At 65.2% G+C, this 14,262-nt stretch carries 9 protein-coding genes; 3 read left to right on the top strand and 6 right to left on the bottom strand.

Annotated elements, in window-relative coordinates; translation table 11 throughout:
* Positions 1-90 precede the first annotated feature (90 nt).
* A complete protein-coding gene (gene dsbG, locus ACVOLO_RS06800; RefSeq protein WP_481569491.1) occupies positions 91-921 on the bottom strand; it encodes a thiol:disulfide interchange protein DsbG in 831 nt (276 codons plus the stop codon).
* Positions 922-947: 26 nt separating this feature from the next.
* Complete coding sequence (locus ACVOLO_RS06795; RefSeq protein WP_481569490.1) at positions 948-1,745, bottom strand: TlpA family protein disulfide reductase; 798 nt, start codon at positions 1,743-1,745, stop codon at positions 948-950.
* A 138-nt stretch (positions 1,746-1,883) separates the two neighbouring features.
* Here ACVOLO_RS06795 and ACVOLO_RS06790 point away from each other — a divergent pair, with 138 nt between their 5' ends.
* The 3 genes from ACVOLO_RS06790 to mutS all read left to right on the top strand — a co-directional run bounded on the left by ACVOLO_RS06790 (position 1,884) and on the right by mutS (position 7,352).
* Positions 1,884-3,320, top strand: coding sequence for a GGDEF domain-containing protein (locus tag ACVOLO_RS06790; RefSeq protein ID WP_481569489.1), 1,437 nt, complete (start codon positions 1,884-1,886; stop codon positions 3,318-3,320).
* A gap of 226 nt (positions 3,321-3,546) precedes the next feature.
* The gene (locus ACVOLO_RS06785) at positions 3,547-4,668 is read left to right on the top strand and encodes a metallophosphoesterase (RefSeq protein ID WP_481569488.1); all 1,122 of its coding nucleotides are present in this window, start codon (positions 3,547-3,549) and stop codon (positions 4,666-4,668) included.
* A gap of 128 nt (positions 4,669-4,796) precedes the next feature.
* Positions 4,797-7,352, top strand: a complete 2,556-nt coding sequence (gene mutS / locus ACVOLO_RS06780; RefSeq protein WP_481569553.1) for a DNA mismatch repair protein MutS — start codon at positions 4,797-4,799, stop codon at positions 7,350-7,352.
* A gap of 211 nt (positions 7,353-7,563) precedes the next feature.
* Here the strand turns inward: mutS and ACVOLO_RS06775 are convergent, their stop codons facing one another.
* The 4 genes from ACVOLO_RS06775 to ACVOLO_RS06760 all read right to left on the bottom strand — a co-directional run bounded on the left by ACVOLO_RS06775 (position 7,564) and on the right by ACVOLO_RS06760 (position 14,036).
* Positions 7,564-8,361 (bottom strand): dienelactone hydrolase family protein, encoded by a 798-nt coding sequence (locus tag ACVOLO_RS06775; protein WP_481569487.1) that lies wholly within the window; start codon positions 8,359-8,361, stop codon positions 7,564-7,566.
* Positions 8,362-8,550: 189 nt separating this feature from the next.
* A complete protein-coding gene (gene murD / locus ACVOLO_RS06770) occupies positions 8,551-9,990 on the bottom strand; it encodes a UDP-N-acetylmuramoyl-L-alanine--D-glutamate ligase (RefSeq protein ID WP_481569486.1) in 1,440 nt (479 codons plus the stop codon).
* Complete coding sequence (gene murL / locus ACVOLO_RS06765) at positions 9,971-11,356, bottom strand: UDP-N-acetyl-alpha-D-muramoyl-L-alanyl-L-glutamate epimerase (protein ID WP_481569485.1); 1,386 nt, start codon at positions 11,354-11,356, stop codon at positions 9,971-9,973. Before murL ends, murD begins: the two co-directional genes overlap by 20 nt.
* 76 nt (positions 11,357-11,432) lie before the next feature.
* Positions 11,433-14,036 carry a bifunctional aspartate kinase/diaminopimelate decarboxylase gene (locus ACVOLO_RS06760; RefSeq protein ID WP_481569484.1) on the bottom strand — a complete coding sequence of 868 codons (2,604 nt, stop codon included), beginning with the start codon at positions 14,034-14,036 and terminating at the stop codon, positions 11,433-11,435.
* Positions 14,037-14,262: the final 226 nt, after the last annotated feature.

Below are 14,262 nucleotides of genomic sequence, written 5' to 3'. Positions count from 1 at the left end.
AGCTTAGTCAGCCATGCGTGACGGAGACTATTACATCCACGCGCACCGCCGGCCGGGCGTTCATGCCCGGCCAACGGTCGCCGGGGTGATTCAGCGCGGGCCCAGCACGTTTTCCAGGTCGTTGCCCTGCGGCATGCCCGAACGCATCTGCACCGAGCCATCGGCGTCCTTGAACAGGATACCCGGAGTGCCCTGGAAGCCCAGTTCCAGCATCAGCATTTCATTGGTACGCAGCTTGGCCTGGACATCGGCCGGCACCGTGGCCAACGGCTTGATGCCGCCCTTGGCGAAGTTGCGCTCGTTCTCCTGCAGCGCCTGCTCCGGTGCGGCGGCACCAAGAATGGCGGCAGCCTTGTTGGCGCTGTCCTCGCGGATCACACCCACCAGGATCTGCCGGATCTGCACCTTGCCCGATTCCACCCACGGCCGTGCCGCTTCCCAGAAGTGGTTGCAGTACGGGCAATTGGGGTCACTGAAGGCGTAGACGATGCGCGGCGCATCCGCCTTGCCATCAACTACCCAATGGCTGGTTTCAACCTTGCTCCAGGCCTGCGCGCCCATCGGGCCGGATACCAGTTCCTTGAGCTTGCCCGCGCTGACGTCTTCGCCCTTGGCATTGACCAGCGTACCGACGACGGCGTACTCGCCATCCTTGGAGACATACACCCCCAGCGGGCGCTGCCCGGCCACGCCGGCATAGCCGGTCAGGCCGACCGGCGTTTCAAAGGTGCCCATGAATTCCACGCCCTGCGAACGCAGGGTCTTCACCACGGCCGGTTCATTGGCATCAGCCGGCTTGGCCGCAGCGCCTGGAGCCGCAGCTGCGGCGGCCGGCTTGGCCGGCTCGCCCTCGCGGGCACAGGCGGTGGGTACGAGTGCGGCCGTAGCCAGCAGGAGCAACATCGAACGGGATCGAATCATCACTTGCCTCTTCAATAAAACGGAGTTCACTGCAGATCACGCAACCGCGTTTCCAGCGTTGCGCGTGAAAGTTCGCCCATGTGTACGTTGTGCAGGCGTCCATCGGCGCCGAAGAACAACGTGGTGGGCAGCGCTCGCGCGCCGGTTTGTTGCATCACTTCGGAACTGTCATCCAGCAACACGTTGTCCAGCTGCATCTGCTCGGACGCCAGATAGGCCGCGACCTCTTCGCCGGTTTCACCCTGATTGGCGAACACGAACTGCACTGTTGGATGGGCCTGCTGCGCGGCGGCCAACACCGGCATCTCGCGCCGGCACGGGCCGCACCAGGTGGCCCACAGGTTGATCACCACCGGCTTGCCGGCAAAGCCGCTCAGTGCTGCGGGCCGGCCCTGCAGGTCGGTCAACACCGCATCGGGGAGTGGAATGGACGAGCGCTGCACCGCAAACAACGCCATGCCGCCGATGGCCCAGAGCGCGGCACCGGCCGCCAGGCCCAGCAACACCGGCTTGCGCGGCGCGTGCCGGCGGGTTTTCCAGAGCGCGTAACCAGCGGCCACCAGCACGCCGGCCCAAATCGAATAACCGCCATCGCCCAGGCGGATGATTGAAAGGGGCTGCGCCAGGTAGTCCCGCGCATGAAGGGCGACATGCACCAGGCGCGCGCCCAGCAGCCCCAGCAGAAAGGCATCCAACACCACCGCGCCGGCCCGGCTGCGCAGGCCCTCGGCGGCAGGTGCAAGCGCACGCGCAAAAGCCCAGCCCAAGCCCAGCGCGAGCAGCGCCACCAGTGCCATCAAGGGAAACGGGCCCGCGCTGATCACCGGCACCTCCCCGCACCAACGCCCCAGCTTTTCATTGAAGGGGCAGACAACGCCATGTTCCGCACAGTTTCTCCTCAAACAACCGCGATACTTGCCGATAACCGTCTTCTGCCCATCGGCAGCTGCCCAATCCTACGCATGAACAACGTAACCTCCCACAACACTGACGCCGAAAGCGCGGCGCTCATCATTGACTGGAAGAAAAGCCTTGACGCTGCAGGCCCACAAGCCGGCAGCCTGCTTGCCGAGGTGGGCAACCGCCATGCCGCCGAGCTTGCCGCGCATTTCTACAAGGTGATGATGAACGACAACCGCGCATCGCGCTCGCTGTCGCATGACCAGGTACGCGTGCGTCTGCAACCGGCCATGCAGCGCTGGATATCCAACCTGCTGACGGCAAACCCTGACAACGTGGAAAGCTTGATCGCTGCGCAGCGCGTGGTCGGTGATGTACACGCCCGCATCGGCATCCCGGTGGACCTGGTCACGCGCGGCACGCGGGTGTTGAAGCAACGAATGTTCGCGCTGATCGCAGAGCTGGCCGGGCATGGCGAAGCCGCGCATGCCGCCATTGCCAGCCTGACCGCCTCGTTCGACATCGCGCTGGAAGGCATGACCCTGGCCTATTCCAACGCACGCGATCGCTCTTCCCGTACCGATGCGGCCTATCGTTTGTTCTCGCTGGTGCAGAACGTCAGCACCGAGCGCGAGCGCCAGCGTGCATTGCTGCTGGACTGGGAAAACACCCTGCTCTACGCGCTGGCCAGCCAGGGCGAGGTGCTCGTCGCGCAATCGCTGGCACAGTCCGAGTTCGGCCTGTGGTTCACCCACAAGGGCATTCCCAGCTTTGGTGAAAGTACCGAAACCGCGCAGATCAACACGCTGATCAGCGATATCGACCAGTTGCTTGCGCACACCCTGCAGCGCGACAGCACGCCACACGAGCGCGCCACGCAACTGCAGGATGTGCGGGTGAAGGTGGGCCAGATCCGCAACCTGCTGGGCATGCTGTTCGAGCGTATCGGCGAGCTTGATGCCGGTTCCGATGCACTGACCAACCTGCTCAACCGCCGCTTCCTGCCAACGGTGCTGCGGCGCGAAATCGAGCTGGCCGAGAAATCCCGGGGCAGCTTCGCAGTGCTGCTGCTGGACCTGGACCACTTCAAGGCGATCAATGACGAACATGGCCATGAAGCCGGCGACCGCGCATTGCAGCACGTGGCCAGCATCCTCAACCAGTTCACCCGCGGCAGCGATTACGTGTTCCGCTATGGCGGCGAGGAGTTCGTGGTGGTGTTGGTGGCCGTGCAGGAGCAACAGGCGCTGGTGATTGCCGAAGGCCTGTGCAAACGCATTTCCGACTCCCCGGCGCCACTAGGCCAGGACCAGCGCCTGCCCATCACCGCCAGCATCGGCGTGGCGTTGTACGACGGCCATCCGGACTACGAGCGGGTCATGGCCCGCGCCGATGCGGCCATGTATCAAGCCAAGAAGCAGGGCCGCAACCGCGTCGTGCTGGGCAACGAAGCATTCCCCTCCGCCCCCGGGCGCGCCGAGCTGCAACGGCAGCGCTGAATCACCTGCTGCCATCGCAGCGGCCAGCAGGTCATGCGGCCAACACGCCTGCCCGGCCTTTCGCAGCTGGCGGGTTGAGGTGAAAGGCCGCCAAGGTCCGGCTGCAACCGGGTGAACATGCGCGCCGGGGGGAGCACGGCATGGCCACGGTCAGCGGTATGCATACCGGCACTTGGACACGGCGTAGCGCAAAGGCATGCTCCATTGCCCAGCTTCTGTCCACCGGATGACCATGTCCCGCGCTTCCCTGCTGCCTGCCATTTTGTTCTGCTCCCTCGCCACACTGTCACTGTCGGCCACGGCGAAGGATGTCCCGCCGCCGGCCGACCATGTCGATGCCGACGGGCCGTATGTCTTCCGCAATGGCGAGGCCTTGCTGGCGCGCTGGATCTGCGATGACAAGGTCTATGCACGCAAGCTGCCCGATGCAAACACCGCGCTGCCCCCGCTGTGCGGCTATCCACATGCACTCACCCTGCAAGCGGATGCGACGGTATCGGCGTCAACATTGCCTGCCGTGCCGCGGATCATCGCGCTGTCCGACATCCACGGGCAGTACGCGCTGCTGGTGAAGCTGCTGCGCGCCCATCAGGTGATCGACGCGCAGGACCGCTGGGCACGCGGCAGCGACACCCTGGTGATCGCCGGTGATGTGTTCGACCGCGGCCCGCAGGTGACCGAAACCTTCTGGCTGCTGTACGGCCTGCAGCAGCAGGCGGCCGAGGCCGGAGGCGCAGTGCATTTCGTGCTCGGCAATCACGAGACGATGGTGCTGTACGACGACCTGCGCTACGTCAACCCGAAGTACCTGCGCAGCGCACAGCTGCTGGGCCGCAGCTATCCCCGGCTGTACGGCGCCGATTCGGTGATCGGCCAGTGGCTGCGTACCCGGCCGGTGCTGCTGCGTATCGGCGATACGCTGTTCCTGCACGGCGGCATCTCACCCGAAGCGGTGCAGCTGGCGCTGGACCCGGCGTCCACCAATGCGGCCTACCAGGCCTCCCTGGGCGTTCCCAAGGCCGAGGTGAAAGCCGACCCGGCCACCGCGCCGCTGTACGACGGCAAGACCAGCCCGATCTGGTACCGCGGCCATTTCGATAGCCGCCTCGATGCAGACGGCGTGCAGTCGCTGCTGGACACGCTGGGACTGCAGCGCATCGTTGTTGGGCACACCTCGATGGAGCACGTCAGCAGCTTCCATGGCGGCCGCATCATCGCCATCGACAGCAGCATCAAGGACGGCGAGAACGGCGAATTGCTGTTCATCGAAAACGGCCACCTCAGCCGCGGCCTGCTGGATGGAACACGGGTGCCGCTGGCCGAGGGCGTAGTCCGGCAGGATGACTGAGCCACGGGCCGCAAGCGCTGTGGCCGCCCTGCCGCTCTGGCCTACAATGCCTGCTTTGTGGCAGCCCGCTGCCCGGCAATCGAAGTGGACCCCGCGTGACCGAGAAGAAGCCCGAACACACCCCGTTGATGAAGCAGTTCTTCGCAGCCAAGTCCGACTACCCGGACCTGCTGCTGTTCTTCCGGATGGGCGATTTCTACGAACTGTTCTATGACGATGCGCGCAAGGCCGCGCGCCTGCTCGACATTACCCTGACCCAGCGCGGCAGCTCCGGCGGTGCGCCGATCCCGATGGCCGGTGTGCCGGTGCACTCTTTCGAAGGCTACCTGGCGCGCCTGGTTGCCGTGGGCGAGTCGGTGGCGATCTGCGAGCAGATCGGCGACCCGGCGCTGGCCAAGGGCCTGGTCGAGCGCAAGGTGGTGCGCGTGGTCACCCCCGGCACGGTCACCGACGAGGCGCTGCTGGACGAGCGCCGCGACACCCTGCTGATGGCGCTGTCGCGCAGCAAGGCCGGTTATGGCCTGGCCTGGGCCGACCTGGCCGGCGGCCGTTTCCTGGTGAACGAGGTCGATACTGACGATGCACTGGAGGCCGAGCTGGCCCGGCTGGAGCCGGCCGAGCTGCTGGTGCCCGACGAGGAGAACTGGCCCGAGTTCCTGCGCCACCGCAGCGGGGTGCGCCGCCGTGCACCGTGGCTGTTCGACGCCGACAGCGGTCGCCGCCATCTGCTGAACTTCTTCAAGCTGCACGACCTCAGCGGCTTTGGTATCGACGACAAACCGCGCGCCACCGGCGCTGCCGGTGCCCTGCTCGGCTATGTCGAGGAAACCCAGAAGCAGCGCCTGCCGCACCTGACCTCCATCGCGATGGAAAACGCCGGTGAGGCCATCGCGATGAATGCCGCCACCCGCCGTCACCTGGAACTGGATACGCGTGTCGATGGCGACACCCGCAACACCCTGCTGGGCGTGCTCGACAGCACCGTCTCGCCGATGGGCGGGCGCCTGCTGCGGCGCTGGCTGCACCGCCCGCTGCGCCTGCGCAACGTGCTGCAGCAGCGTCACCACGCGGTGGCCACGCTGATTGACCGCGGCGCCGATGCCGACCTGCGCGACAGCTTCCGCGCACTTGGCGACATCGAGCGCATCCTGACCCGCATGGCGCTGCGCTCGGCACGCCCGCGTGATTTCTCCACCCTGCGCGATGGCCTGGGCCTGTTGCCCGCCATCAACGCGCAGCTGGATGCACTGGATTCACCGCGCCTGCAACAGTTGCGCGCCGAGCTGGGCTCGCACGATGAAAGCGCGCACCTGCTGGCCAGCGCCATCGCCGAGCAGCCGCCGTTGAAGCTGTCCGACGGCGGTGTGATCGCCGAGGGCTACGACGCCGAACTCGACGAACTGCGCCGCCTGTCAACCAACGCCGACCAGTTCCTGATCGACCTGGAAGCACGCGAGCGTCAAACCAGCGGCATCCCGACCCTGAAGGTCGGCTACAACCGCGTGCATGGTTACTACATCGAAATCAGCAAAGGCCAGGCCGACAAGGCGCCGGTGCACTACACCCGCCGCCAGACCCTGACCAATGCCGAGCGCTACATCACCGAGGAGTTGAAGAACTTCGAGGACAAGGTGCTGTCCGCCCGCGAGCGTTCGCTCAGCCGCGAAAAGCTGCTGTACGAAGGCCTGCTCGACATCATTGGCGAGCACCTGGAGCCGCTGAAGCGCTGCGCCGGCGCGCTGAGCGAACTGGACGTACTGGCGGCATTTGCCGAACGTGCGCAGGCACTGGACTGGGCACAGCCGGAGCTGCAGGAAGACGCCTGCCTGCGCATCGAACGCGGCCGCCATCCCGTCGTTGAGGCCGTGCGCGAAACCCCGTTCGAGCCCAACGATCTGGACCTGCACCCGGACCGCCGCATGCTGGTCATCACCGGCCCGAACATGGGCGGTAAGTCCACCTACATGCGGCAGAACGCATTGATCGTGCTGCTGGCCCACATCGGCAGCTTCGTACCGGCCAGCCGCGCGCTGATCGGCCCGATCGACCGCATCCTGACCCGCATCGGCGCCGGCGACGACCTGGCCAAGGGCCAATCCACCTTCATGGTGGAGATGGCCGAAACCAGCTACATCCTGCATCACGCCACCGAACACTCACTGGTGTTGATGGATGAAATCGGCCGCGGCACGTCCACCTACGACGGCCTGGCCCTGGCCGACGCGGTCGCACGCCACCTGGCTTACCAGAACCGCTGCTACACGCTGTTTGCCACGCACTATTTCGAGCTGACCGCCCTGGCCGACGAAAGCCATGAAGGCGGCGCAAGCGGCATCGCCAACGTGCACCTGGACGCGGTGGAACACGGCGACACGCTGGTATTCATGCACGCAGTGAAGGACGGCCCGGCCAACCGCAGCTTCGGCCTGCAGGTGGCCGCATTGGCTGGCCTACCCAAATCCACGGTTGCGCAGGCACGCCGTCGTCTGGCCGAGCTGGAACAGCGTGGCGGCGAAACGCAGAGCGCGTCGATGGCGCCACAGGCACTGGATGCACCTCAGCAGTTCGGCTTGTTTGCCGCGCCAAGTTCCGCAGCACTGGATGCACTGCAGGCGATTGATCCGGACGAGCTGACGCCGAAGCAGGCGCTGGAAGCGCTGTACCGGGTGAAGTCCTTGATCTAAGCCAGAGCGCCCACGTAGTGCTTTCTCAGGCGAGGCCGCTGCTCCAAACATCAACATGAGTCACCCGCTTCAAGCCCCTCCCCCTTCACGGGAGAGGGGTTGGGGAGAGGGCGCCACGCGATGCCTCCACGCCCGTAATGCAACGCCATGCTCGGCAGGGGCCGTACAGATGGTGCCCACTGCCAAGCATGGCTCGGCGCCACCAAGAGCACTAGTCGCCGAGGCGTTCTTCCAGGAAGTTGTCCATCATTTTCCAGGCGCGCTTGGCCGCACGCGGGTCGTACAGGCAGCCTGGCGGGCTGTTGGCATCGGATTCGGCGAAGCAGTGGACCGCGCCGCTGAAATTGACGAACTGCCAATCCGCACCGGCGCCGTCCATTTCCTTGCCGAACGCGGCGATGTCTTCGCCGGTCACGCCCTGGTCGGCCGCACCATTGAGCACGAGGATCGGCACCTTGCCACTGCCCGTTGCCGCAGGTGTTGGCGTGGACAGACCGCCGTGCAGGCTCACCACGCCGGCCAGCGGCATGCCCGCGCGGGCCATTTCCAGCACCGCGGTGCCGCCGAAGCAGAAGCCGACTGCCGCGATATGCGATGCATCCAGCGGTGCCCTGCCCGCCTGTGATTTCAACGCATCCAACGCAGCGTGGGCGCGAGCGCGCAGCACTGCACGGTCATCACGCAGTGGCTTGGATGCAGCCGCGGCTTCGGTGTTGTCCTTGGGGCGCACGTTCTTGCCGTAAACATCGGCGACCAGCACCACGTAATCATCGCCGGCAATCTGTTCGGCCTTGGCAACGGCGGATGCGTTGACGCCGCGCCAGTTGGGCACCATCACCACACCGGGGCGGCGTGCATCGCCTTCGTCGTCATAGACCAAAACGCCGCTGAAGGTGGTGCCTTCGTGCTGCCATTCCACCGGACGCTGCTGCATTTTTGCGAAGGCAGGTAGGCTTGCGGATACGCACAACGCCAGTACTGCCAACTGCCACTTTCGTGCTGCTTGCATGGGAGTGCTCCGGGCTTGGGTTGTGTGGCGGAGTCTACGGCTAAAAGCGGCCCTCACCCCAACCCCTCTCCCCCAGGCGGGAGAGGGGCTCGGATTGCTGCGGCTCGTGATGCACTAGCCCCTCTCCCGTTTACGGGAGAGGGGTTGGGGTGAGGGGAGGCTCCTAGCTCAAAAAACCTAGGCGAAAACTCACGCAATCCCCAATCCCGGAATCGCACTGATGCTGTCCGGATCGAATCCGGCCAGTTCGGCGAAATGCCGCCCGCGCGCAACATAGTCTTTATAAGCGCCGAAACTTGGCGCGCCCGGCGACAGCAACACCACGCCGCCCTGTTCACCCAATGCGGCGCGCGCCAGTTCCACCGCATGCGGCAGATCACCGGCGGCATGCAAACCAAACCGGCCTTCGTCGGCCAGCGGTTGCAGCAGTGCATGAATCCGCGGTCCGTTGCTGCCCATGGTCACGATTTCCACGGGCGCGTTGTCGCGCATGTGCTCGGTGAAATCCTGCCACTCCACGCCGCGATCATGCCCACCAACGAGCAACGCAATGCGCTGCCCGGCAAAGCAGTCCAGCGCCGCCAGTGATGCATGCGGCGTGGTGCTGATGGAGTCGTTGACCCAGCGCAGGCCATCGCGTTCGCCCAGCAGTTGCAGGCGATTGGGCAAGGGGCGGAAGCGCTGCACCGCCGGCGCCAAAGCCACGGCATCCAGCCCCAGTGCCTCGACCGCTGCCAACACCGCACACAGGTTGCCGCGGTTGTGCCGGCCCGGCAGCGGCGTGCTGGAGGTATCAAACACGGCTTGCGTACCGCGATGCACGACCTCGCCCACCATGTGCCAGCCATCGGGCTGGTTGAACCAGACGATCTCGCTGTGCGGCAGCTGCAAATTGCGCAGATGTTCGTCGGCGGCGTTGAGCACGGCCACGCGCGGATGGCCGCCAGTCACCAGCAACAGTTTGTCGTCGATGTAACGCTGCTCGCTGCCGTGCCAATCCAGATGTTCGGGAAAAATATTCAGCACGATGGCGACGTCCGGCCGCGCGCCACTGCGTGCCACTTCGCCGGTCTGGTAACTGGACAGCTCCACCGCCCAGTATTCCGGCGCCGGCTGCGGGTCCAGCACTTCCAGCAGCGGCAGACCGATGTTGCCGACCAGGCCGGTACGGTGCCCCGCCGCGCGCAGCAGGTGCGCCAGCAGCGACGTAGTGGTGCTCTTGCCCTTGGTGCCAGTCACGCAAACCGTGTTGGGCAGTGTGCCGTCGGCCTGCGCATGTTCACTGAACCACAACGAGGTGCCACCGATGAACTGCGTACCCTGCGCCAGCGCGTACTCGGCCTCGGGCTTGTAGGGACTGATGCCCGGCGACTTGATCACCACGTCGAACGAAGCCAGCAGCTCGCCACTGACCTCGGTTTCAACCCGCAGATGCGCATCACCCAGCGCAAGAATTTCCTCTGCCTCAGCGACAGAACAAAGCACCGTCAACCGCGCAGGAAACCGCGCTTGCGATTCCCCGCTCCCAACTCCCCATTTCCTATCACGCAACGCGTGATACGCCGCCCGGCCTTCGCGTCCCCAGCCCCACAGCGCGACGCACTTGCCTTCAAACTGCGAAATTCGCACGCAGACGCTCCCACAATGCTGCCGGGATGCGGTGTTCGCCGTCGATGACCAGCAACGGTTCAATCTTCAGTTCTTCAGCGGAAAGCGTCGGCTGGATCAGGCTGGCGAAGCGCTTGACCAGCACGTCCTCCTTCCATTCCGGGCGTGCAGCCAAAGTCGCCATCGCGGCGCGCGATTCCTTGCCCTCGCCCACGCACTCAAACGGCTTGTGGTCCTGGAATTCCAGCAATGCGTCGTAGCCGCCAGCCTGCTCGCTGTCGTCCAGCAGATTGCGGCCGAAGATGCGCACCAGCCGCGTCTTGGGCATGAACGGGGCCAGCGCCAGGAACACGAAGTGGCACTTCGGGCAGACGCCGCACCAGCGGTTCACCGGGCGCTCGCCGAGGATGTGGAAATTGCGGTTGCAACTGGAGAAGTGCGCGTCGTAGAAATCGGTCCTGGCGAACTGGCGGGCCACTGCAAGTTCCGACAACGGACGCAGCAGCGAGTAGTAGTTCAAGTCGGCGGCAACGTGCTGCTGCACGTATTCGCCAAACGCCTTCTCGAACGCCCAGCCCTTGGACCACTGGTGATTGACCTCGCCGGTACCGGCGATCAGGCTGCCGTAGCTGGCCGAGCGTTCGTTGGAGAACACCACCTGGTCCACACCCTGCACCAGCGCAGCCAGCACCATGATGGCCGAGTTCACCGCAGTGACCGGAATGTGTCCATTCCATGCACCCTGGCGGTTGAGCTCGAACAGCTCCGGGGCCAGCGTGCGGCCGATGTTGAGCGTCGGCAGGCCGGTGCGCTCGGCACAGGCGCGGATCAGTTGCGAGCCACCAATCCAGGTGACGGTTTCGGCAACACCGGCATTGCGCAGGGCTTCGATGCTGACCAGCGAATCCTTGCCGCCGCCGATGGCGACGAGGGCGTGGTGGGTCAGGCCGAGTGCAGGAGCAGAAGCGCCCTCACCCCCAGCCCCTCTCCCGTGAACGGGCGAGGGGAGATTCACCGGCAGCTTGAACCGGCCACGCAGGTTCAGGCCATTGCGGTAGGCAAATTCGCCCAGACCGTTGAGATACACATCTTCCACCAACGCAGCGGTTGCCGCGTCGATGGCGTAGCTGTCGATGCTCACCTGTTCCGGCACTGCGGCCTTGTAATAGCTCACGCCCGCGATCAGGTGCAGCACCTGCAGCGCACGCTGCACCGCGGCGGCACGCTCACCTTCCAGCTGGAACGGCGCGCCCGGCACGGTGACGGTCTCGGTCATCTCCGGGCCGTCGTCGAAGGCGTAGACCAGCCGTGCCACGCCGGTGTCCGCGGCAAAATCGCAGCGGACAAAGCGGAAACGGGAAACCTGGTGTTTATCAAAAGCTGTCATGGCGTATCCGAATCAAGCAAACCGTTTTCGCGCGGGCGCGCGGCGGGACGAAAAGAAGTGCGTGGAACGAACGTCATCAGGCATCGATGACGTCCTCGCGCGGCAATACGCGCTGGTTGTAGGTACTGGCCATGCTGAAGCCATAGGCTCCGGCATCGGCAATCAACATCACATCGTCCGGCGTGGTGCCGGCCGGCAGCTTTACCCGCTGCGCGAACACGTCGCTGGATTCGCAGATCGGGCCGACCACGCTGAAATCAACATCGCGCGCATCGTCCAGTCGCGACAGGTTGGCGATGTCATGCCATGCGTCGTACAGCGCCGGGCGCAGCAAGGCATTCATGCCGGCATCCAGACCCACGCGGCGCACGCCGTCCTTTTCCACCACCTGGGTGGCATGGGTGAGCAGCACGCCGGATTCGGCCACCATGAAACGGCCCGGCTCGATCGCCAGCTGGAACGCCGGATGCACCGCCTTGATTTCCGCCAGGCCTGCCGGCCATGCATCCAGGTCAAACGGCTCGTCGTCGTCGCTGTACGGCACCGGCAAGCCGCCGCCGATATCGAGAATCTCCACGCTGCCGATGCGGCGGGCAAAGCCGGCCATTTCATCGACCATCTGCTTCCAGTGGCCGCTGTTTTCGATACCGCTGCCCAGGTGCGCATGCACGCCGGTGATGCGGATATCCAGCGCGCGCGCGGCGGCGATGAACTCATCCACGCGCTGCGCGGACAGGCCAAACTTGGAATCCTTGCCGCCGGTGTTGACCTTCTTGTGGTGGCCATCACCGTGACCCAGGTCGATGCGCACCCACAGCGAACGGCCGCGGAATACCTCCGGCCAGCGCTGCAACAACTCCACGTTGTCCACGGTGACATTGACGCCGCGCGCCAGCACCGCTTCGTACTCGTTGATGGGCGCAAAGCTCGGGGTGAACAGCACGCGCTCGGGGGTGATGCCCGGCACCGAGGCGAACACCAGTTCCACTTCGCCCTGCGACACGCATTCCAGACCAAAACCTTCAGCCGCAAGCGTGCGCAGAATTTCCGGATGCGAGTTGGCCTTGATCGCGTAGAAGCGGCGGTCGATGGCGCTGATCGCCTTCAACTGACGCGCGCGTTCGCGCACCTTGTCCAGGTCGTAGATATAGGCCGGCGTACCCTGTGCAGCCAGCTCCAGCAACTTCTGGCGCTTGCCCGGGGCCTGCCACCACGGCGTCTGCCGCGGGCGGATGGTGCCGATGATCTCGCGCCAGCGCGGGCCGAACACCTGTTCTTCGTACACCGGCATCGCGCCGCTGTCGATCAACTCGCTGTGCAGGATCGGCAGCAGGCCATCGGCGTCGGCTTCATCAATGACGAAGGTCAGGTTCAAGTCGTTGGACGACTGCGAAATCATGTGCACGCGCTCCTTGCCGAACGTGGCCCACACGTCCGAGAGCTTGTACAGCAGCGAGCGCATGCCGCGGCCAACCAGAGTGATGGCCGCGCACGGCACGATCACCTTGACCTTGCAGATCTCCGACAGGTCCGCCGACAACGCGGCCAGCACGTCGGTATTGACCAGGTTTTCGGAGGGATCCAGCGACACGGTGACGTTGGTCTCGGCCGAACCGATCAGGTCCACCGACAGCCCGTGCTTCTTGAACAGGTTGAACACATCGGACAGGAAGCCCACCTGCTGCCACATGCCGATGCCTTCCATCGACACCAGCACGATGCCGTTACGGCGGCTGATCGCCTTCACGCCCGGCACCGGCTCGGCGCTGCCGTCAATGCTGGTGCCCGGCATGTGCGGGCGCTCGGTATCAAGGATGGCCATCGGCACGCCGGCGTCGCGGCACGGCTTGATCGAGCGCGGGTGCAGCACCTTGGCGCCGGTGGTGGCGATTTCCTGCGCTTCGTAATAGTCCAGCCGGGTAAGCAGGCGCGCGTCGGGCACGTCCTTCGGGTTGGCGCTGAACATACCCGGCACGTCGGTCCAGATTTCAACGCGGCTGGCGCCCAGCAACGCACCGAAGTAGGCCGCGGAGGTATCGGAGCCACCACGGCCGAGGATGGCGGTGCCGCCGTCTTCATGGCGGGCGATGAAACCCTGGCTGATCAGCATGCGGGTTGGCTGCGCCGAGAACCGCTGCTTGAAATCGGCCTCGCCCTGCCACTGGCAGTTCACCGACAGGCGCTGCGACCAGGCGGTCTGGTTGGGTGCGGGCGGCAGCGCATGCAGCCACTGGCGCGCATCCATCCAGCCAAAATCCAGGCCGTTGCTGCGCAGGTACGCCGCACCAATGCTGGAGGACAACAGCTCGCCCTGGCCCAGCACTTCAGCCTGCCAGTCCAGCGGCCGGCTCGCCGCGCGTGGGTCGTCCAGCAGCGCCTGCAGCGCTACCAGCCGGTCGGCCAGCACGTCGGCACCCAGCTCCAGTTCGACAAGGAATTCGTTGTGACGGGCGACCAGCGCGGCCACACGCTGCCGGCTGTCGGCTGCGCCATCGGCAATGGCGGTCAATTCGTTGGTGACGCCCGACAGGGCTGACACCACCACCAGCACCCGGCCGCCGGTCTCGTCCGCCCGTTTTTTCGCCAGCTGCCCGATCGTGTTCCAACGATGACGACGGGACACCGAGGTGCCACCGAACTTGAGAACGATCCAGCGATCAGCAATTGGGGAAGCGGACATTGGCTTTGGGGGTTCACTGATGGAAGAAAGACCCGACGACGCGGGCGGAACCCCCGATTCTATGCCAAGCCCATGCGGGCTGGACCGCTGATTTCGGGCGATACCATCGCTGCCGGCTCCCTCCCGGGGCAGAGAAGGTAGCACCTGCAACTAAACGGGTCATCTTTGAGTGGGGCTTGGGGATTGGCGAGGCGGATTGGCAACCGCATCCGGCTCACCGCTGCTG

The sequence above is a fragment of the Stenotrophomonas sp. STEN056 genome (assembly GCF_056759635.1).
This window is presented reverse-complemented; position numbering and strand designations above follow the sequence as displayed.

What these genes read in the sequence shown, in the direction of transcription:
- dsbG (WP_481569491.1), bottom strand. Translation starts at nt 921, where the DNA reads ATGATTCGATCCCGTTCGATGTTGCTCCTGCTGGCTACGGCCGCACTC.
- ACVOLO_RS06790 (WP_481569489.1), top strand. Translation starts at nt 1,884, where the DNA reads ATGAACAACGTAACCTCCCACAACACTGACGCCGAAAGCGCGGCGCTC.
- ACVOLO_RS06785 (WP_481569488.1), top strand. Translation starts at nt 3,547, where the DNA reads ATGACCATGTCCCGCGCTTCCCTGCTGCCTGCCATTTTGTTCTGCTCC.
- mutS (WP_481569553.1), top strand. Translation starts at nt 4,797, where the DNA reads ATGAAGCAGTTCTTCGCAGCCAAGTCCGACTACCCGGACCTGCTGCTG.
- ACVOLO_RS06775 (WP_481569487.1), bottom strand. Translation starts at nt 8,361, where the DNA reads ATGCAAGCAGCACGAAAGTGGCAGTTGGCAGTACTGGCGTTGTGCGTA.
- murL (WP_481569485.1), bottom strand. Translation starts at nt 11,356, where the DNA reads ATGACAGCTTTTGATAAACACCAGGTTTCCCGTTTCCGCTTTGTCCGC.
- ACVOLO_RS06760 (WP_481569484.1), bottom strand. Translation starts at nt 14,036, where the DNA reads ATGTCCGCTTCCCCAATTGCTGATCGCTGGATCGTTCTCAAGTTCGGT.